Annotated in this window: 14 protein-coding genes; 2 read left to right on the top strand and 12 right to left on the bottom strand. The window is 75.3% G+C overall.

Translation table 11 applies throughout. The features are described 5' to 3' along the window. Nucleotides 1-72 precede the first annotated feature (72 nt). On the bottom strand, nt 73-1,302 hold the full coding sequence (locus SERN_RS07110; RefSeq protein WP_233251522.1) for a DUF418 domain-containing protein: 1,230 nt from the start codon (nt 1,300-1,302) through the stop codon (nt 73-75). Nucleotides 1,303-1,382: 80 nt separating this feature from the next. Here SERN_RS07110 and SERN_RS07105 point away from each other — a divergent pair, with 80 nt between their 5' ends. Beyond that, nucleotides 1,383-2,510 (top strand): DUF7822 domain-containing protein, encoded by a 1,128-nt coding sequence (locus SERN_RS07105; protein WP_135849410.1) that lies wholly within the window; start codon nt 1,383-1,385, stop codon nt 2,508-2,510. A gap of 98 nt (nt 2,511-2,608) precedes the next feature. Next, nucleotides 2,609-3,562, top strand: coding sequence for a G5 domain-containing protein (locus SERN_RS07100; protein WP_135849409.1), 954 nt, complete (start codon nt 2,609-2,611; stop codon nt 3,560-3,562). 45 nt (nt 3,563-3,607) lie between these two features. On the opposite strand, the gene SERN_RS07095 is transcribed toward SERN_RS07100, so the two are convergent. From SERN_RS07095 to SERN_RS07045, 11 genes are all read right to left on the bottom strand, one after another. Beyond that, a complete protein-coding gene (locus tag SERN_RS07095; RefSeq protein ID WP_135849408.1) occupies nt 3,608-5,839 on the bottom strand; it encodes a protein kinase family protein in 2,232 nt (743 codons plus the stop codon). Then, nucleotides 5,836-7,644: an ABC transporter ATP-binding protein gene (locus SERN_RS07090; protein ID WP_135849407.1), complete on the bottom strand. Its 1,809-nt coding sequence runs from the start codon at nt 7,642-7,644 to the stop codon at nt 5,836-5,838. Before SERN_RS07090 ends, SERN_RS07095 begins: the two co-directional genes overlap by 4 nt. Then, nucleotides 7,641-8,996 carry a glycosyltransferase family 4 protein gene (locus SERN_RS07085; protein WP_135849406.1) on the bottom strand — a complete coding sequence of 452 codons (1,356 nt, stop codon included), beginning with the start codon at nt 8,994-8,996 and terminating at the stop codon, nt 7,641-7,643. The genes SERN_RS07090 and SERN_RS07085 overlap by 4 nt, the downstream gene beginning before the upstream one ends. After that, the gene (locus SERN_RS07080; protein ID WP_233251521.1) at nt 8,993-10,282 is read right to left on the bottom strand and encodes a glycosyltransferase; all 1,290 of its coding nucleotides are present in this window, start codon (nt 10,280-10,282) and stop codon (nt 8,993-8,995) included. The genes SERN_RS07085 and SERN_RS07080 overlap by 4 nt, the downstream gene beginning before the upstream one ends. After that, a complete protein-coding gene (locus SERN_RS07075; RefSeq protein ID WP_135849405.1) occupies nt 10,275-11,534 on the bottom strand; it encodes a glycosyltransferase family protein in 1,260 nt (419 codons plus the stop codon). The genes SERN_RS07080 and SERN_RS07075 overlap by 8 nt, the downstream gene beginning before the upstream one ends. A gap of 196 nt (nt 11,535-11,730) precedes the next feature. Beyond that, a complete protein-coding gene (locus tag SERN_RS07070) occupies nt 11,731-12,579 on the bottom strand; it encodes a hypothetical protein (protein WP_135849404.1) in 849 nt (282 codons plus the stop codon). Nucleotides 12,580-12,643: 64 nt separating this feature from the next. After that, the gene (locus tag SERN_RS07065; protein WP_135849403.1) at nt 12,644-14,224 is read right to left on the bottom strand and encodes a glycoside hydrolase family 43 protein; all 1,581 of its coding nucleotides are present in this window, start codon (nt 14,222-14,224) and stop codon (nt 12,644-12,646) included. Next, complete coding sequence (locus SERN_RS07060; RefSeq protein WP_233251585.1) at nt 14,221-16,599, bottom strand: beta-xylosidase/alpha-l-arabinosidase; 2,379 nt, start codon at nt 16,597-16,599, stop codon at nt 14,221-14,223. The genes SERN_RS07065 and SERN_RS07060 overlap by 4 nt, the downstream gene beginning before the upstream one ends. A 98-nt stretch (nt 16,600-16,697) precedes the next feature. Next, nucleotides 16,698-17,597 carry a carbohydrate ABC transporter permease gene (locus SERN_RS07055; RefSeq protein ID WP_135849401.1) on the bottom strand — a complete coding sequence of 300 codons (900 nt, stop codon included), beginning with the start codon at nt 17,595-17,597 and terminating at the stop codon, nt 16,698-16,700. Next, nucleotides 17,597-18,628 (bottom strand): ABC transporter permease subunit, encoded by a 1,032-nt coding sequence (locus SERN_RS07050; RefSeq protein WP_135849400.1) that lies wholly within the window; start codon nt 18,626-18,628, stop codon nt 17,597-17,599. The genes SERN_RS07055 and SERN_RS07050 overlap by 1 nt, the downstream gene beginning before the upstream one ends. Nucleotides 18,629-18,636: 8 nt before the next feature. Beyond that, nucleotides 18,637-19,938 (bottom strand): extracellular solute-binding protein, encoded by a 1,302-nt coding sequence (locus tag SERN_RS07045; protein WP_135849813.1) that lies wholly within the window; start codon nt 19,936-19,938, stop codon nt 18,637-18,639. Nucleotides 19,939-20,055 lie beyond the last annotated feature (117 nt).

The raw sequence follows: 20,055 nt of genomic DNA, 5'->3' as shown, positions 1-20,055 counted from the left end.
CGCCACGATCGTCGTGACACCGCAGGTCGCGACGGCGTTCTCCCGGTCGGTCGTCGGCGCCTCGACGGCCCGCTAGCGTCGGTAGGCGAGCCGTCGGAGAGCTCGCTCGGCGGGACCTCGTCGACCCGCGGACTCGAGCCAGCAGGCGAGGCCGACGGTCAGCAGCCACACGCCGACCGCCACCAGCGCCGCGGTGGCCGAGGACAGCTCGGCCCCGAGTCCGAACCCCCACGCGGCCAGCAGCGGTGCCATCAGCACCGACTGGGCGAGGTAGCTCGTGAGCGATCGCTTCCCGACCGCCTGGAGCGCCCACGCCACGCGGCCCGGACCGCGCTCCCGGCGCCGCAGCCGCGCGGCGAGCAGTCCGAACAGCGCGACGTAGCCGAGCCCGCCGAGCAGGCCCGTCGAGGTCTGGAGGAACAGGAAGCCCCAGTCCAGCGCGGCGGGGATCCCCCACAGATCGAGGTGCTGCGCGGCCGTGACGGCGCCCCCGAGCCAGCCGACGGCGATGCCGACGACCGCCGTGCGGCGCAGCAGCGGCAGGTGTCGCTCGGGCTCCTCGAGCAGGCGATGGCGCGCAGCGAGGATGCCGACGAGCACCGCCGTCGGGATCGTGCCCGTGAGGAACGCCTGCGCCGGCGCACCGACCGCCCAGGTCACGACCCGATCGAGCACCGAGGCGAGGTAGCTCGGCTCTGCGACCCCGGTGTCGACGCCCACCTGGCCCGACGCTCCGAGGTCAGCGCCGGCAGCGGCCAGGAGGGCCGCGCTGATCAGCGCCAGGACGCCCGCGGCGAGCAGCACGGAGGTCAGCACGATCGCCCACGTCCGCAGCGTCCGGTCGGCCCGGTCGATGAACAGCGCCACGAGGACCAGCCCGACGAGTCCGTACGCGCCGACGATGTCGCCCGCCCACAGCAGCAGCGCGTGCACACCGCCGAACGCCACCATCCACCAGTGCCGACGGCGCAGCAGCGCCCGCGCCTCCCGGTGCGGCGTCCCAGCGGCGGCCTGGCGCGAGTACAGCTGCCAGATGCCGTACCCGAACAGGGCCGCGAACATCGGGTAGGAGCGCGCGTCGACGGCGATCAGCATCACCGTCTGCACCGCGCGGTCGAGCGTCGAGCCGTCGACCGGGTGCTGCGACAGGTCGCGCTGCTCGGCGCCCCAGAGGTACCAGGGGATGTTCGCGAGGGCGATGAGCAGCAGCATCGCGCCGCGGGCGAGGTCGGGCGCGAGGCTGCGGGTGGTCAGGCTCGTCGGTTCGGCGGTGGTCCGGGGCGAGATCTGCGCGCTGGTCACGCGAACCACCCTAGGGAGGTCCGACGGCGCGCGGTGGACCGCTTCTTCACCACCGTGAGCGACCTGGCAGGCTCGTGCGCATGGCCAACCGCAGCTACCTGTACGTCGTCGACGAGGTTCCCGGCGAGGGCACGACCGTGCGACCCCGCGCCCTGGCGGAGTGGAAGTGGGCGGTCCCCGACGCCTACCGGGTGCTGCTGTCGCCGGCGCCGCGCGCGGTCCCCTCGACCATCTGGGACCCGCCGGTCCAGGCCGTCCTCGGCGACTACGACGCCGGCGTCGCAGCCCTCGAGCGCTACCTCGACGCGCTGCCGCAGACCGAGGAGGTGCGCGAGTGGTCGCGCGCGGCGCTGGTCGCGCTGCACGACCCGCAGCGCCGCGGTCGCCACCTGCTGCTCGAGGTCGGCGAGATCCTCGAGATCGCCGCGCTGCCCGGCGCCGACGGCGAGGTCGGCGACGCCGAGCTCGCGCAGGCGTTCGAGCGCGAGCTCGCGGAGGTCGCCCGCACCGAGTGGTGGATCGAGACGGCGCCCGGCACCACGTCCAAGGACCTCGCCCAGGCGACCGGCGCCGGCGCCTGGCCGTCGGTGCTGTACTTCCAGCCCGGCCCCGTCGACGCCGCGCCCGCACCTGCGGCCGCGCCTCCTGCACCTCCCGCACCTCCCGCACCGACGCCGGCCCCGCAGCCGGCCCCGATGCCGCCGACGCCGCAGCCCTCCGGCGCCCACCCCCAGCCCTACCCCGCTCTCCCCCAGACCTACGGCGCTCTCCCCCAGACCTACGGCGCTCCCCCGCAGCCCGGGTACGCCGTGCCGCCACCCGCGCCGACGGGCACCCCGTGGCTGATCGGTCTGCTCGCGCTCGTCCCTATCCCGTTCCTCTCGGCGCTGGTCTCGGGCATCGTGATGGCGTCGGTGGGTCGCGGACAGCGCCGTCGCGGTGGACCGAACGCCGAGAACGGGCGGAACGCGGCGAACTGGGGTCTGACCTACGCGCTGCTGACCGTCCTGCTGGTCGTGGGGCACTTCGTGCTGCTGTTCACGCTCGCGCGCGACTCCGGGGTCCAGGGCTTCTTCCCGCTCGGCACGGTCATCACGCTCTGGTTCGCGCTCAGCCTGGTCCACGTCGTGGTCAGCATCGTGGGCGGACTGCGGGCGGGCGCGGGGCGGGTGTTCCGGGTCCCCGCGATCCCGTTCTTCCGGGACTGAGCCTCCCCGACTGGCGGGTGTCAGCGGTCACTGGTCCTCGCTAGCATCGTGACCGCTCCGTTACCGTCGGCAGGTTGCCCGTGGAATCGAGGACCCCCATGACCGTGCCGTCCAGACCCCGCCGCGCCGTCAAGGCCGTCGCCGGCGTCGGCGTGCTCGCCGTCCTCGTGACCGCCACCGGGGCCGTCGTGGTGCACGAGCTGACCGGCAGCGAGGCGGTCGCGGCCGACGCCGACGTCGCGCGCGTCCGGAGCGCCGACATCCCGCTCCTGAACGCCGCGCTCGAACCCGGCGACCTCGTCCACGTCACCCCCGCGTCCCGCGGCGACGCCCGTGCGGCGCTGAGCGACACGCTCGGGGTGAGCTTCGCCGTCGTCGTGGACGGGAAGAGCCTCGAGGTCCCGACGACGGCGAGCACCCTGGCCGACGCACTGGCCGAGGCCGGGATCGTGCTGGGGTGGGACGACGTCGTCTCGGCCGATCTGGCGGCCGCGCCGCAGGCCGACGCCGAGGTCACGATCGGTCGCGGGGCGATCGAGTACCGCACCGAGGACGTCACCTCGCCCTACCCGACCGAGCGGCGCGAGACCGACGAGCTGCCGCTCGGCGAGACCCGCGTGGTGCAGGAGGGCGCCGAGGGCACGGCCCGCACCACGAGCGAGGTCACGCTGCTGGACGGGGCCGAGGTGGCCCGCACGACCGTGCTGACCACGGAGCTCACCGCGGCCGTGACGGAGATCGTCGAGGTCGGCACGAGCGAGGCCCCGACGTCGGCCAGGCTGTTCACGCTGCGCGAGCTCATGAGTGCCGGCGCCGTGAGCTGGGGCGGCTACCGCTTCACCTACTACTCGCAGAGCGTGCTGCCGGGCGGCGGCCTCGCGATCCCCGGCCGGCACATCAACGCCGACGGCTACGTCGCCGACGCTGACGGCTACATCGTTCTCGCCAACAGCTCCCCGAAGGGCACGATCATCGACACGCCCTTCGGCTTCCAGGGCAAGGTCTACGACCGCGGCACCGTCGGCAACCACTACGACGTCTACACGCAGTAGCCGGCCGGGCCGCCGTCGTCCTGGCCGCGTCCGCCCCGACCGCCCTCACCGCAGGGTGTCGAGCAGCAGCTCGCCGGCGAGCGCGCGCCAGCGCGGTCGCAGCGCGTAGACGCCCGCCAGGCGCAGGCGCGCGACGGTGAGGTGCGCGGGGGTGCGCGCGAGCGTCCTCGGCCCCGGCGCGGCGCCCGCCAGCAGGGCCTCCTCCGCGCGACGGCGCCGCTCGGGCGTCAGCAGACCCTGGCGCTGGCGCAGGTCCAGGTGCGCGAGCAGGTTCGCCAGGTCCAGCGCGCTCTCGCCCCGGGCGACCGTGTCGAGGTCGAGCAGACCCAGCGAGCCGTCCGGCGCCACGAGCACCTGCTGGTCGTGCAGATCGCGGTGCAGCAGCGTGCCAGGTTCGGCCGCCCCGTCGCGGGCCCCCTCCACGAGCGGCGCGAGCGCGTCGCGCACCTCCCCGGGGTCGACGGCGGGCAGCAGCCCCCAGGCCAGGGCCGGGTCCAGCCACGCGAGCGTCGTGGCGGCCTCGGCCTCGGCGTCGTGGGTCGCGACGGCCGCGAGGTCGGCGCTCTCCTCGACGTCGCGCGCGCGCAGGGTCCGCAGCACGCGCCCGACGCCGGACCACGCCGCCGCGAGCGCCGCCGTCGGGACGTCCGCGTCCTGCCCGAGGTCCAGGAGCGTGACCCCGGGCAGCGGCGCGGTCGCCAGCGCGTCCTCGCTCGACCACAGCACCTCGGCCGTGCGAGCGCTCTCCCCGAGGACCCCGGCGAGGGCGCGGTGGCGTCGGGCGGCGACGGCGGCCCGCCCGCGCCGCGTGACCTTGACGTAGGGCGCCCCGGGACCCTCGGCGCGCAGCACCGCGCGCCGACCCGGCCGGTGCACGACGACGCTCTCGCCGCGCGCCAGGCGGTCCGCGAACGCGGGCAGTCGCGGATCGGCGCCGCGCGGGTGCACGAGCACCCGAGCGTCCCCGCCGTCGGCGCCGCCGAGGGCGGCCTCGGCGCCGCGCCGGGACCCGTCGGGGGCACCGAGCTCGAGCAGCGCACGGTCCAGCCCGCGCGGCCAGCCGCGCAGCACCGTGTGCTCGACGCCGTCGACGACCACCCGGTCGGGCGGGGCCGACGGGCGTCGCGCGACGGGGGCCGAGCCGCTCCGCCCGGACCTGCGGGGCGCGGCGAGGAGGGTCGGGAGCAACCGCGCGAGGTCTCGACGGCGTCGCACCTGGCCCGCGGCGTCGTGCTCGCGGCGGCGCCACGGCTCGGCCGCACGGCCGCGCAGCGAGAGGGCACCGGCCGCGACGACGTCCTCGTCCGCCACCACGCCGCCCGCGGCGCGGTACCCCTCCAGCACCGGGAGCAGGAGGGTCCACGCGCGGTGCGCGACGGCGTCGGCCTCGGTGCCGGGGGCGGCGACGGTGCTCAGCCGGGCCAGCACGTCGCCGAGCACGCTGCCGAGGTCGGCCGCGGGCGGTGCGCACGTGACGCGGTCGAGGTCGAGGAGGGCGAGGGCGCCGTCGGGCTGAAGCAGCACCTGGTCGGGCGAGAGGTCGCCGTGCGACGTCACCCGGTCGGGCCCCGCGGCCGTCGGCGACGGCACCGCGTGCAGGGCCGCGACGAGGTGACCGAACGCGACCAGGACGTCCGAGGACGGTGCACCCCCGCCGTCGATCGTCGTCTCCAGCGTGCGACCGGCCCGGTACTCCAGCCGCAGCAGCCCGTCCCCGTGCTGGAGCACGCGCGGTGTGGGGACGCCGTGCTCGGCCAGCAGCGCGGCGGCGCGCACCGCCGTCGCCTCGCGCCCCGGCGCGCTGACCTTCAGCAGCTCGCCCGAGGCGGCCCGGCCGACCCAGCGCCGGCCGGGGTTGTGCCGCAGCGTCGTGGCGCCCTCGCGCAGCAGCGGTGCGAGGGCGAGGAGCGGCCGGTCGGCGGCGTGCCCGACCGCGACGGTCCCCGCGGTGCCGCTCCCGTCCCCGACCGACCAGGTGTCGCGACGCGACGCCGTGCGGGCGAGCTTGGCCCGCTTGGGCTCGCCGTGCGCGGCGGTGCCGAGGACGACGGCGTGGCTCATCTCGCGAGCACCTGCGCCGTCGTCGCCCCTCGCGATCTCGACCCACGCCTGGACCGACGTGCCCGGCTTGTGTCGCAGGTACCGGACACGCGCCGTCGCGCCGCTCATCGCGGCCCCGCCGTGCTCGCGGAGCCACTGCGTGGTGGCCGCGTCGTCGAGCAGCATCGCCAGGGTCGGGACCCGCGCATCATCCGTCGGGAGACCGAGGGCGATCATGCTCCACCCCCGCCCGCCGGCGCGGCGTGCCGCGCCAGGATCTCCTCGGGCGTGCCGCGGTCGGCGATCCGCCCGTCCTCGATCCACAGCACGAGGTCGCACGTGCGCACGTCGTCGGGGTCGTGCGTGATGACGAACGTGGTCCGCCCGGCGGTGAGGCGCAGCAGCGCCTCGCGCACACCGTCGGCGGTGGCGCGGTCCAGGCCGGTGGTCGCCTCGTCGAGCACGACCACGGGGGCGTCGCGCAGCATGGCGCGGGCGACGGCGATGCGCTGCCGCTGCCCGCCGGACAGCGTGCCGCCGCGCTCGCCCACGACCGTCTCGTAGCCCTGCGGCATCGCGACGACGAAGTCGTGCGCGCCGGCGTCGCGTGCCGCCCGCTCGATCTCCTCGCGCGTGGCGTCCGGGCGCCCGTAGGAGATGTTCTCGGCGACGGTCGTGGCGAACAGGACGGAGTCCTGCAGCACGATGGCGACCTGCTCGCGCACGCCGTCCAGAGTGAGGTCGCGCAGGTCGATGCCGTCCAGCCGCACGCAGCCCGACACGGGGTCCTGCAGCCGGGGCAGGAGCGAGACGAGCGTGGACTTGCCGGCACCGGACGGCCCGAGCAGCCCGACGCGCCGCCCCGCGGGCACGTGCACGCTGACGTCGCGCAGCGCGTACCGGCCGTCGCCGTAGGAGGTCGAGACGCCCTCGAGCGTGACGGCGCCCCGCACGCGGCGCGGCTCGCGCGCCCACGAGGAGTCGCGCACGTCGATCTCGGTGTCGAGCAGGTCGCTGATGCGCTCCCCCGAGGCCGCGGCCTTCGCGATCCGGCCCGTGTACTTCGCCAGGTCGCGCATGGGCTTGAACGCGCTCTTGAGGTAGGACACGAACACGGTCAGCTCACCCGGCGTGAGGGAGCCGGCGATCACCTGGCGCGCGCCGATGAGGAGCACGGCGCCGGCCGCGAGGCCGACGAGCACATCGGTCCCGCGCTCGAGCGCCGCCGACATCCTGGAGGCCTTGACGCCGTCGCGCAGCGCGCCGTCGTTGGACGAGGCGAACCGGCTCGACAGCACGTCGCGCAGCCCGTACGCCTGCACGAGCACCATCGCGCCGAGCGTCTCGTTCGCGGCGCCGGCGAGGTCGCCCTCGCGGCTGCGCTGGCGGCGGGCGGCGCGCGTGATGCGCGGCCCCTGCCGTGTGACGCCGACGGCGAACAGCGCCAGCGCGACGACGACCACGAGCGCGAGGGTCGCGTCCAGCACGAGCATCACCACGAGCATCCCGACCAGCGTCACGACGTTGCCGAGCAGCGGCAGCCCGGCGGTGACGGCGACCTCCTGGACGCGACCGACGTCGCCCACCAGGCGGTTGAGCAGGTCGCCCGAGCGCGAGCCCCGGTGGAACCGGAGCGAGAGGCGCTGCAGGTGGTCGAACAGCGTGGCGCGCACGCCGGTCATGGCGCGACTGCCCGCGAGCGAGAAGCAGACGGTCATCGCGTACGCCGCGAGCGCGCGCAGCCCCGCGAGCGCGACGACGGCCAGCGACGCGAGCAGCACCACGCGCAGCACATCGGCGGTCGAGTCGCCCGACGGCGCCACGTTCGTGACCGCCGCGACGGCGCCGGCCGCGATCACGGCGTCGAGCACGATCTTCAGCGGCCACGGCTCCAGGAGCCGGAACGCGACCTCCGCGAACAGCGCCGCGAAGCCGCCGACGACGAGGCGGCGCTGCGGGCGCAGGTGCGGCCTGACGTGACCGAGCGTCCGGCGCAGGCCGGGCAGCGCGCCGGCGAGCTGACCGGTGGGTGACGCGCTCACGCGGGGACCGCCGTCGGACGGGAGGGGGTCGCGCGAGCGGTGAGGGCCGGCGTGGCGGGTGTGGTGGGCAGCGCGGCGATCGCCGTCGCCACGGTCCTGTCCCACCCGTGCCGGGCGACGGCGTCGGCCCGCGCGGCCCGGCCCATCCGTGCGCGGGTGGGGGCGTGCGCGCACAGCAGCTCGAGCGCGTCCCGCAGCGCGTCGACGTCGGAGGGCGCCACCAGGACGCCCGTCACGCCGTCGCGCACCACGGCCGGGATCTGGCCGACGGCGCTCGCCACGACCGGGAGGCCCGCCGCGAGGTACTCGTAGACCTTGAGCGGCGAGAAGTACTCCTCGGCGCCCGCCGGGTAGGGCGCCACGGCGACGTCGGTGCGGCGCAGCAGCGCCGGCACGTCGCCCGGATCGGTCGCGCCCGTGCGCTCGACGCCGTCGGACAGGCCCAGCGCGGTGATCCGCGCATCGAGCGCGGCCGCCTGCGGGCCGTCACCGACGATCAGGAGGCGCGCGACGCCGTCGCGCACCAGGGGCGCCGCGGCCTCGAGCAGGATCTCGACGCCGTGCCACGGCTTGAGCGTGCCGACGAAGCCGATGGTGGGGATCGCCCCGGGCGCGACGTCGCCCTCTGCCCCCTCTGCCCCGCCGTCCTCGCGCGGCCGGATGCGGTCCGTGTTGACGCCGTTCGCGGCGACGACGGTGCGCGCGCCCGGCACGTGCTCGCGCACCCAGCGCGCGACGGGCTCGGAGACGCACGTGACGACGTCGGCCGCCGCGACCGCGCGCCGCAGGACGTCCCACGCCTCGCGCTCGTGCACGAGCCCGCGGTGGGCGGCCTGCTCGTCGACCAGCGGCGCGTTGACCTCCAGCACCGTGGCGACCCCCGCGGCGCGGGCGCGCTCGAGGGCGGCGGCGGAGAAGAGCGAGTAGCGCTCGTAGAGCAGGTCGGTCGTGGCGAGGTCGGCGGCCTCGACCGCGTCGGCGATCACGTCGTCCTGCGCGACCAGCCAGGCCTCGCGCTCGGCCGTGGCGTCGCGCTCGGCCGTGGCGTCGCGCTCGGCGGTGGCGGCGCGGGGGCGCGTCGGGAGGGCGTGCACGGGGACGTCGGCCAGGTCGGCGGGGGCGTCGCCGCCGGTGCGGGCGGCGTGCAGCCGGACGTCGGCGCCGGCCGCGCGCAGCACGCGCACCACCTCCTGCACGTGGACCGAGGCGCCCTTGGTGCCGAAGACGCCGATGCCGGGGTCGGCGCAGACGTAGGCGACGCGGGCGCCGTCCAACCGGGCGGTGAGCTCGGCCGTGACGTCGGCGGAGTCGGTGAGATCTGCGACGGCGGTGGTGGATCCGGTGGCGCTCATGCGACGGCCTCTTCCAGGAGCGGGGCGGACGGGAGGTGGGACTGCAGCTGCGCCGCCTGGTGGCGGGCGTCGAAGCGCTCCTCGACCAGGCGGCGGGCCGCGCGGGCCAGGGATCGCGCGAGGGCCGGGTCGGCGCGCAGCCGGTCGAGCGCGGCGGCCAGCCCGGCCGCGTCGCGCTCGGCCACGACGAGGCCGGTGCGCTCGTGCACGACCGCCTCCCCCAGCCCGGTGACGGCGGTGGTGACGCACGGCGTGCCGAGCGCCATGGCCTCGAGCACCACGGTGGGCAGGCCGTCGGCGTTGCCGTCGGCGCCGACCACGCACGGCGCGGCCAGCACGTCGGCGGCGGCGACGACCTCGCGCACGCGCGGCTGCGGCAGCGGGCCGGTGAAGGTGACCACGTCGGTCAGGCCGAGCTCGGCTGCCCTGGCCCGCAGCGCGACGTCGAGCTCGCCACCGCCCACGAGCGTCAGCCGCGCGGCCACGCCGTGGCCGCGGCGCAGGAGCGCGACGGCGTCGAGCAGGTGCGCGAAGCCCTTCTTCTCCACCAGCCGGCCCACGCCGACGACGTGGAGCTCGCGATCGCCGTCGCGCGCCTCCGTGGCGGCCGGCGGCAGGTCGGGCCGCGGCCGGAACGCGTCCAGGTCGAGCCCGTTGTAGACGAGGCGGATGCGGTCCTGCTCGACGCCGATCGCGCGGAGGTGGCGCGCGTTGTACTCGCTGATGGTGACCACGTGGTGGGCGTCGGCGGCCTTGCGCGCGACGTCGCCGTCGTCGACCTGCTCGTGGAAGAGGTCCTTGGCGTGCGCGGTGAAGGAGTAGGTGAGGCCGGCGGCGAGGGCGGCCAGCCGGGCCACCGTGGTGGCGAGCGACGCGAAGTGCGCGTGCAGGTGGGTCACGCCGCTGCGGCGGGCGGCGACGGCGACCGCCAGCGCCTGCGCGGCGTCCTCGGCGTGGACCGCCAGCAGCTGCCGCACGAGGGCGTCGGGGAGCGGGCCGAGCTCCGCGCGGGCAGCGGCGAGCGCGGACCACAGGTCCTCGGCCCGGCGGACGCGCGGCACGTAGCGCACCGGCGCCTGCACGCGGGCGAGGGAGTCGTGGAACCGGGGGTCGACCGGGGCGCGCAGCGAGAAGATCTCGATGTCGGCACCGAGCGCCTCGCGCGCCAGGATCTCGGTCACCACGAACGTCTCGGAGAACCGCGGGTACATCTTCAGGACGTAGCCGATGCGGGTCGGGGTGGACGCGTGCGGGGTCGTCGCCGGGTTCGCGGTCGCGTCACGCACTGAGGGCCTCCGGCATCGCGAGGGTCGTCGGCGCCACGGTGACCACGGAGGTCGCGGGCGTCGCGGAGTGCAGCAGCGTGGCGACGAGGTCGGGGATCCGGGCGAGCCCGTCGAGGTCGATGCCGCGGCGGCGCGGCGGCGGTCCGGCGACGATGCGGTGCAGGTCCGCCGCCAGGACGGTCGGGGTGAGGTCCTCGGGTCGGCGCACCTCGAGCGCGCCGAGCGCCGCCATGGCCTCGGCACGCACGAGCTGCTCCGCGCGGGGGGTGGTGCGGGGCACGACGAGCAGCGGCCGGTCGGTCGCGAGCACCTCGCACACGGTGTTGTAACCACCCATCGCGACGACGGCCGCGGCCCCCGCGTACCAGCGCACGAGGTCCTCGCGCCAGGTGTGCACGCGCAGGTCGCTGCGCCGGGCGGCGCGGGACTTCGCGGCCCGGCGCAGGTGCTCGGGCAGGTGGGGGCCGGTGATGAGGACGCCGGTGTGGCCGGCGGGCATCGACGCGCGGGTGAAGGCCTCGGCGAGCTCGGCACCGTCGGACCCGCCGCCGAGCACGCACAGCACGTACGGCGTGGCCGGTGCGCCGCTCGGCGGGACACCGTGCCCGAGCGCCGGCACGCGGCCGTGGGCCAGGTAGCCGGTCGCACGCACGGTGCCGGTCAGCCCGAGGACCTCGGCGACGTCGTGCACGCGCCGGTCGCCGTAGACCCAGGTCTCGTCGTAGTGCTCGGCGAGCGCGGCGTCGCCGTCGTCGCGCCGCCACTCCCGGCGCGCGACGTCGGGCGTGTCCAGCACGTCACGCAGGCCGAGCACGGTGCGGGCGCCGTGGGCGCGCGCCTCGCGCAGCGCGGGCTCCATCTCACGGCGGAACCCGCGGGGGTGCTTGTCGACGATCAGCAGGTCGGGCCGGAAGGAGGCGACGGCGGCCCGCAGCACCTCGGCGCGGATCCGCAGCGTGTCCTCGAGCCCCATGCCGAGGTGGCGCGCGGCGTAGTCGCCCTCGGCGTCCTTCGCGAGCGCCGGGACGGCGACGAGGTCGACGCCGGCCGGCCGGCGCGCCGAGGCGGCCTCGGGCGCCCCCGTCAGAAGCAGGACGTCGACCCCGAGCGGCGCCAGGCTCTCGGCGATCGCCAGGTTGCGGCGGATGTGCCCGAGCCCCTGCGCGTCGTGGGAGTACAGCGCGACGCGGGGACGGTGGGACGGGTCCGCGGTGGCGATGGCGGCGATGGCGGGGGCGCGTCTGGTGGACATGACGTGAACGGTGCCGAACATTCAGGAGAAGACTATGAGGAGTCTGTGAGAGCCCTCTCATCAAGGCGTCGGGCGTCACGGCGCGGGCCCCCGGCGCGCTCGCTGTGCACCCGTGGCCGCCACCCCCGCTCGCTGTGCACCCGTGGCCGCCCGGACAGCCGGGAACCGGCCGACCCTGCACAGCGACATCGCCGGCTCAGGCCTCGGCGACCTCGACCACGACGTCTCCCTCGTACGTGGACAGCGTCACGGCGACGTCGCCGACGCGGGCCGTGCGGGTCGTCGCCGTCACCTCGCACGCGGTGCCGTCGTCGGCGTGCCCGGCTGCGAGGGAGTCGGACCGCCGCGCGAGAACGCGGACGGCGCGATCGTGCGCGCAGATCGTCCGCTCGGCGCAGACCTCGCACACCGTGCGGCCCCACGGACCCTCGCCGAGCGCCGGATACCCGCACGACCCGCACGCGTGGATCGCGAGCGCGGTCCGGTGGCCGCGCCTCGCCTGACCCTCGAGCGCCCGGACGGCGTCGAGCGCCGTGCGCGCACCGGAGTGGAAGCGGAGGTAGGCGAGGCACGAGTCGACGGCGATCCGCTCGTCCTCCGTGAGGGAGGTGCCCCGGCGGACACCCGAGGACGGGTCGGCCGGCAGCTCCAGCACGGTGCGAACGCCGGCGGCGCGGCAGGCGACGGCGAGGCGCGACGTCTCGTCGAGGGCAGCGAGCCGGGCGGGGAGCGAGGCCGCCTGCGCCGCCTCCCAGTGCTCCTGGACGACGGCGAGCCGCGTCTCGCGGGTCCCCGGATCGGCGACGACCGTGACGGCGCCGGTGGCGTCGAGGATCAGCAGCCGGTCGTCGTAGGTGCACGCGTGCCCGCCGGAGACCGCGTCGGCGGCGAACCCGTGGTGCCACACGCGCGCCACCGTGGCGGGGTCGGCGGCACGGCGCTCGGCCAGATCGCGGGCGAGCTCGGCGGAGACGGGCCGGTCGGAGACGGGCCGGTCGGAGACGAACCGCTCGACGGCGGGCGCCTCGGCGCGGGGTTCTTCCACGGCCCTACTGTGCCGCCTTCCCTCGACGGACGCGCCCGGGGGATCCGGACCGCGGCGACGGAGGTCAGCCCGCTGCGGCCGACGGCCCCACCACCGGCACGTACTCCAGGGAATCGACCCTCACCACCGACGAGCTGTCGCGTCCGTGGCTCGTGGCGAGCGCACCGAGCCACAGCCCCAGGAAGCCGCCCGCGCTCACGCTGTCGAGCGTGCGGACGTCGACCGTGCCGATCTCGACGGCGGACCGGTCACCGACCGCCGCGGTGAACGCCAGGTCGAGACCGCGAGCCCGGAGGCGGAGCACGACGTCGTCACCCCCACCCTCGAGCACCACGGATGCCGTGGCGTGCTCGACGCCGGAGCGGCGGTGCACGACACGGGCGACCCACGGCCCGGAGACCGCGCCGCGACCCACCGCGAGCACCGCGTGATCGTTCTCCGACTGCCGCACCGCGAGCCCGACCTCCTCCCCCGCGGCGAGGTCGGCGCGCAGCCGCAGGATCAGGTCGAGGTCGCGGTGCTGCTGGCGCACCCCGAGGAACGACGGCACGGCCACGTCGGCGAGCGTCGCCGGCCGCACCGGCAGCACCCAGGACGCACCGACGACGCGCCCCACCTCCGTCGGCAGCGCCCGCACCCCGTTCCACCGCGGATCGCCCGGAGGCACCGGTCCGCGGGCGAAGCCCTGCGTCACCCCCGGTGCCGCACCGGTCGCGAACGGCACGTCGACGACGTCGGGCACCCGCCCCGTTCCCGGCGCGAACAGCGGCCACCCGTCCTCCCACGCCACGGGCACGAGGAAGGTCTCCCGCCCGAGCGGGTAGTGGTAGCCGCCGTAGGGACGCATGGCCAGCAGCACCGCCCACCACGAACCGTCCACGGCCTGCACGAGGTCGGCGTGACCGACCCCGACGACCGCCGCGCCCCGACCCAGGTGGCGGTGCGTCAGCACCGGATTGGCGCGATGGCCGACGTAGGGCCCGCGGACGTCGTCGGCCCGCGCGACGCAGACGGCGTGGTGCAGGTCCGTGCCGCCCTCGGCGGCCAGCAGCAGGAAGGTCCCGTCGATCTCGTACAGGTGAGGCCCCTCGGCCCAGACCGCGCCGAGAAGGGCACCGGTCCAGATCACCGACTCCGGTCCGACGAGCCGCCGCGCCTCCGGGTCCAGCTCCCGCAGCCAGACCTCCGTCTGCTCCTCCCACGCGGGGTCGGGGGCGAGGCGGGTGCCGTGCGCCCACAACCGGCCGTCGCTCGCCACGAGGATCGAGGGGTCGATGCCGTCGACGTCGAGCCAGGACGGCTCCGACCAGGGTCCCGCCGGGTCGGTGGCGGTCACGACGAACGTGCCACCACGACCGGGCGCCCCCCGGGTCACGAGCGTGCACACCACCCAGAACACGCCGTCGCGGTGGCGGATCGTGGGTGCGTACAGCCCGCCGGACGACGGGATGCCGGCGTAGTCCAGCATCCCGGGCCGGTCCACCACGTGGCCGATCGGCTCCCACGCCAGGAGGTCGCGGCTGCGGTGCACCGGCAGCCCCGGCAGGTGCTCGAACGTGGAGGACACCAGGTAGAACCACTCCCCGACCCGGCAGATCGACGGGTCGGGGTAGGTGCCGGGCAGGATCGGGTTGCTCGCCCTCACGTCGCGGGGACCGCCACCTCGGCCGCGTCCCCGATCCGGACGGTCACGACCCGGGCGTCCTGCGCCGAGACCTCGTGGACCTCGCCGGTCAGGAGCAGCCGGTGCCGCGGCGTCGCCGTGCCCGGGACCTCCGAGCGCGCGCTGGTCCGCGTGTTGGTGATGACACCACCGGTGGTGTCCGCGACGTCGGCCGGGCGGGCGGAGGCGCTCGCGTGCGACCCGACCCACAGCTCGGTCTCCCCCGGTTCGACCACGCGCCGCAGGCGCGCGTCGCTGAACGCGAACCGCGCCGTCGGGACGGTCATCACCACGCGGCGCGCCTCGCCGGGCTCGAGCGTCACGCGCGCGTACCCGAGCAGCTGCGCCACGGGTCGGGCGATCGAGCCGACGACGTCTCGCCCGTACAGCTGCACGACGTCGGTCCCCGCCACCTCCCCCGTGTTGCGCACCGTGACGCCGACCTCGACGACCGCCCCCGCAGCCGCCTCGGCGGGGGCGGTGAGGTCGGCGTAGTCGAAGGTCGTGTACCCGAGGCCGAACCCGAACGGGCGCACCGGCGTCGGGTCGGCCGAGGTGACGTCGGAGTGGCCGCCGAGGGTCGGCTGGAGGTAGCGGTAGGGCTGCGCCCCCGCGGCGCGCGGCAGCGACACGGGCAGTCGCCCGGAGGGGGCGACGACGCCGGTGAGCACGTCCGCGATCGCCTCGCCCCCGGCCTCGCCCGGGAAGAACGCCTGGAGGACGGCGCCGGGCCGCGGATCCGACGCCTCGCCGTCGAGCGCCCACCCGATCGCGTACGGGCGACCGGTGAGCAGCACGAGCACGGTCGGGGTGCCGGTCGCGACGACGGCCTCCACGAGTGCGCGCTGCACCCCCGGCAGCTCGAGCGACTCGACGTCGTTGCCCTCACCCACCGTGCCCCGCCCGAACAGTCCCGCCTGGTCGCCCACGACCACGACGGCCACGTCGGCGCCCCGCGCCGCCTGGACCGCTGCCGCGATCCCGGACGTGTCGGCGCCCTCGACGTCGCACCCCTGCTCGTGCACGACCTCGGCCCGGTCCACCAGGGCGGAGCGGAGCGAGGCGAGCACGCTGGGCGCCTCGAACCCGAGCTCGACGCCCGGGTGGTGCGCGAGCACGTGGTTGGCGAAGGAGTAGCAGCCCATCAGGGCCTCGGTGCGGTCGGCGTTCGGCCCGAGGACCGCCACGCGGGGGCCGGGACCGCCGGGCAGCGCGAGCGGCAGCACGCCGTCGTTGCTCAGCAGCACCAGCGAGGACTGCGCGAGCCGTCGCGCGATCGCCCGGTGACCGGGCGGGTCGAGGTCGACGTCGGTGGGCGGCTCGTCGTCGAACGCCCCGGGCTCGAGCAGCCCGAGCTCCTCCTTCTGCGACAGCGCGCGCAGCACGGCGCGGTCCACGAGCGCCTCGTCCAGGAGGCCGGCCCTGACGCGCTCGGCCAGCGGCGCGAGGTAGGCGTCGCCGGTCGGGAGCTCGACGTCGATGCCCGCCGCGAGCGCCAGCGCCGCGGCCTCGCCCCGGTCGGCCGCGACGCCGTGCATCACCTCCAGGAAGGCGACGGCGAAGTAGTCGGCCACCACGACGCCGTCGAACCCCCACGCCTCCCGCAGAACGCCCGTGAGGTAGGTCGGGTCGGCGGCGAGCGGGACGCCGTCGAGCGCGACGTAGGCGTTCATGACGGACCTGGCGCCGCCGTCGCGCACCGCCATCTCGAACGGCGGCAGGTAGACGTCCGCGATCTCGCGCGGCCCGGCACTGACGGGCGCGTGGTTGCGCCCGGCGGCCGAGGCGGAGTAGCCGACGAAGTGCTTGAGCGTGGCGTGCACCCCCGCCTCCTGCAGGCCGCGGACGTAGGCGGTGCCGACCGTGCCGACGAGGTAGGGGTCCTCGCCGATGCACTCGTCCACGCGGCCCCACCGGGGATCGCCGACGACGTCGAGCACGGGCGCGAGCCCCTGGTGGATGCCGAGCGCGCGCATGGAGTCGCCGATCGCCCGCGCCATCTCGGCCACGAGCTCGGGGTCGAACGACGCACCCCAGGCCAGCGGCGTCGGGAACGTGGCGGCGCGCCACGCGGCCAGGCCGGTGAGGCACTCCTCGTGCACGAGGGCGGGGATGCCGAGGCGGGTGCTGCGCACGAGACGTCGCTGCTCGGCCCACAGCCACGCGGCACGTTCGGCGGGGTCGACCGGACGCGTGCCGTAGACGCGCGTGTAGTGCCCGATGCCGTCGCGCGTGAGGGTCGGCAGCTCCTCGCTCGGCGCCTGGCCCGCCGCCATCTCGGACTGCATCGGGGCGACGGTGCCGCTCTGGTCGATCCAGTAGCCGACGAGCTGCGCGAGCTTCTCCTCCAGCGTCATGCGCGCCAGGAGGTCGCGCACGCGCGGGGAGGTCTGGGTGGTGCTGAGGTCCTCGGGCACGGGGACGGACTCCTTCGAGGTGGGGGTGACGACGGCCATCAGCCCTTCACGGCTCCCGTCAGACCACCGACGATGCGCTTCTCGAAGAGCGAGAAGAAGATCAGCGCCGGGATCATCGACAGGGACGTGAAGGCGAGCACGCGGGCGGTGTCGACCGAGTACTGCGAGGCGAAGGACTGCACGCCCAGGGGCAGGGTGTACGAGCTCTCGTCGTTGAGCACGAACAGCGGCAGCATGTAGGAGTTCCAGCTCGCCACGAACGCGAGGATGCCGACGGTCACGACGCCGGGCACCGACAGCGGCACCACCATCCGGATGAAGAACCCGAGCCGGCTCGCGCCGTCGATCGCCGCGGCCTCCTCCAGCTCCTTGGGGATCGCCCGCAGGAACGGGACCAGGATGATGATCGTGGTCGGCAGCGCGAACGCGATCTGCGGCAGCACGATGCCGGGCACGCTGTTCATCAGGCCGAGGCCCCTGATCATGATGTAGAGCGGTGTGATGGCCACCGTCATCGGGAACATCAGGCCGGCGGCGAACAGCGAGTACATCGCCGCCCTGCCGGAGAACTCGTAGCGCGCGAGCACGAAGCTCGCCATCACCCCGAGGACCACGACGCCCAGCGTGGTCGCCAGCCCGATGACCAGCGAGTTGCCGAACTGCTGCCAGAAGAGCGAGCTCGTCAGGACCTCGACGTAGTTGCCGAACTCCCACGTGGTCGGCAGCCCCGAGGGGTCGGCCGTGATCTGGGAGTTGGTGCGCAGCCCGCCGAGCACGATGTAGGCGACGGGCGCGATGCACAGGCCCACGAGCAGCCACGCGACCACGTAGACCATCGGGTTGACGCGCTCGAAGGCGAGGTTGCGTCGTCGCCTCGGGCCGTCCGGACGGACGGGTCGCGCGGCGGTGGGAGCGGTCTGGACGGCGGAGGCCGACATCACTTCTTCCTCTCGGTCAGCGCGCCCTCGGTGTCGCGGCGGAGCACGAACCGCTGGTACGTCAGGGCGATCACGAGCGAGATCAGGAAGAGCACGACGGCGACGGCGTTGCCGAAGCCGTGGTTCCCGGCGTTGCGCCCGTTGACCACCATGTAGGTCGCCATGGTGGAGGTCCCCGCCGTCGCGGCGACGTACTGGCCCCACACGATGTACACGAGGTCGAACAGCTGCAGCGCGCCGATGATCGACAGGAAGGCCCAGATGCGGATGGTCGGGCCGAGCAGCGGCAGCGTGATGCTGCGCTGGATCTGCCAGTAGGACGCGCCGTCGATGGCGGCCGCCTCGTGCAGCTCCTCGGGGATGGACTGCAGCCCGGCGAGGAACAGGATCACCGCGAACCCGACGTACTTCCACGTGATGATGAGCATGAGCGACCAGATCGCGATCGACGGGTCCGACAGCCAGTCCACGGCCCAGCCCTCGAGCCCGATCTTGCCCAGCAGGTCGTTGACCGCGCCGCTGGTCTGCAGCAGCAGGCTCCAGCCGGTGCCGACGATCACCTCGGAGATCACGTACGGCACGAAGATCAGCACGCGGATGGCGGAGCGGCCGCGGATGCGCCGGTTGAGCAGCAGCGCGAGCGCGATGGCGGCCGGACCCTGGAGCAGCAGCGACATCACGACGATGACGCCGTTGTGGCGCAGCGCGTCGTGGAACGTCGCGTCCCGCCAGATCGCGAGGTAGTTCCCGAGGCCGACGACGTCGCTCGGGGCCCCGAACCCCTTCCAGCTGAAGAACCCGTAGTAGGCCGCCATCAGGACGGGCACGATCACGAACGCGAGGAAGACCACGATCGCCGGGCCTGCCAGCAGTCCGATCTCCGCGCGCGTGCGCCAGGTGGTGGGCCGCCGGCCGGACCGGGTCCGGCCGGAGCCGGGCCGGCCGGGCGGGCCGGCACGGCCCGGACCGGACCCGGGTCGGGGAGCGGGGGGTGCCGTCGCGACGGCGCCGGCGCTCGTGGACTCCGACATGGCGGCCGCTACTCCCGGGAGGCGGCGGTCGCGACGGCGGCGACGATGTCGTCGGCGCTGCCGCCACCGGCGAGCAGGTTGACGACGCCGGTGTTGAGAGCGTTGCCGACGTTCGCGCCGTACATCGTGTCGAGCCAGAGGCTCACGTACGGCGCCTCGTTGTAGGCCGCGAGCACCTCGAGGAGGGCGGGGTCGGTGACGACGCCCTGGGCCTCCTGGTTGGCCGGGAGCGTCTGGAACGCCTCGGCGTAGCCCTCCTGGTAGGTCTTGCCCGCCACGAAGTTGAGGAAGTCGCCGCACGCGGCCGGGGCCTGCGCGGAGCACGAGAACCCGTCGACGCCGCCCATCATCGCGCCGGCCTCGCCCTCACCGCCGTCGACGGCGGGGAAGGGGAACCAGCCGAGGTCGTCGAGCGGCTCGCCCTCGGGCGTCAGGTCCGCCACGACGCCGGGCTGCCACGCGCCCATGAGCTCCATGGCCGCCTGGTGGTTGGCGAGCAGACCGGCCGACGAGCCGGCGCCCTGCTGCGCGGAGGTGGTGAGGAACCCGTTGTTGAACGGCTCCTCGGCGGAGAACTCGGCGAGGTCGTCGCCCGCGGCGGTCCAGCAGTCCGCCGAGAAGTCCTTGCTCGTGGCGGCCTCGGCCATCGTCTCGGGCGAGCACTCCCGCAGCGCGAAGAAGTAGTACCAGTGCGCGGCGGGCCACGCGTCCTTGGCACCGAGCGCGATCGGCTCGATGTCGGCCGCCCTGAGCTTGGCGACGGCGTCGGTGAGCTCCGCCATCGTCGTCGGCGTCCCGGTGATGCCGGCCTGCTCGAAGAGGTCCTTGCTGTAGTAGATCCCGCCGGGCAGCACCGACAGCGGCATGCCGTAGACCTTGTCCTCGAGCGTGAAGGCGTTGAACGCCGCCTCGCCCAGGGCCGCGCGGGTCTCGTCGGTCACGACGTCGGTGAGGTCGAGCGCCTGGCCGGCGTCGACGACGTCGGCCAGCTTGCCGCCGCCGCGCGCCATGAAGATGTCCGGCGCGTCGCCGGAGTTGAGCGCCGTCTGGAGCTTGCCGTCCATGTCCTCGTTCTGGATGGACTGGATCGAGATCGTGACGCCGGGGTTCTCCTCCTCGAAGGCCGCGACCGTGGCCTCCCAGTAGGCCTTGCCGTCACCCGTGGTCGAGTTGTGCCAGAAGGTCATGGCGGTGTCGCCACCCTCGCTGCCGGTTCCGCTCCCGCTGTCGCCACCGCACGCGGTGAGACCCGCGAGCACCATCAGCGCCGCGGCCGCGACCGCCGTCGTCCTGCTCGTCTTCGTCGCCATCATCGATCAGTCCTCTTCGTCGAGTGCTTCGGATGTCCGCCGCCCTCGCCCGAGGGTGGCGGTGCGCCCGGGTTCGTTCCCCGGGCCGGTCGTGCCACGGCGTCGGTGCGCTCCTGT

The organism is Serinibacter arcticus (genome assembly GCF_004786095.1).
Taxonomy (GTDB): Bacteria; Actinomycetota; Actinomycetes; order Actinomycetales; family Beutenbergiaceae; genus Litorihabitans; species Litorihabitans arcticus.
Note: the sequence above shows the minus strand (reverse complement) of the source record. Positions and strands in the feature narration are given on the sequence as shown.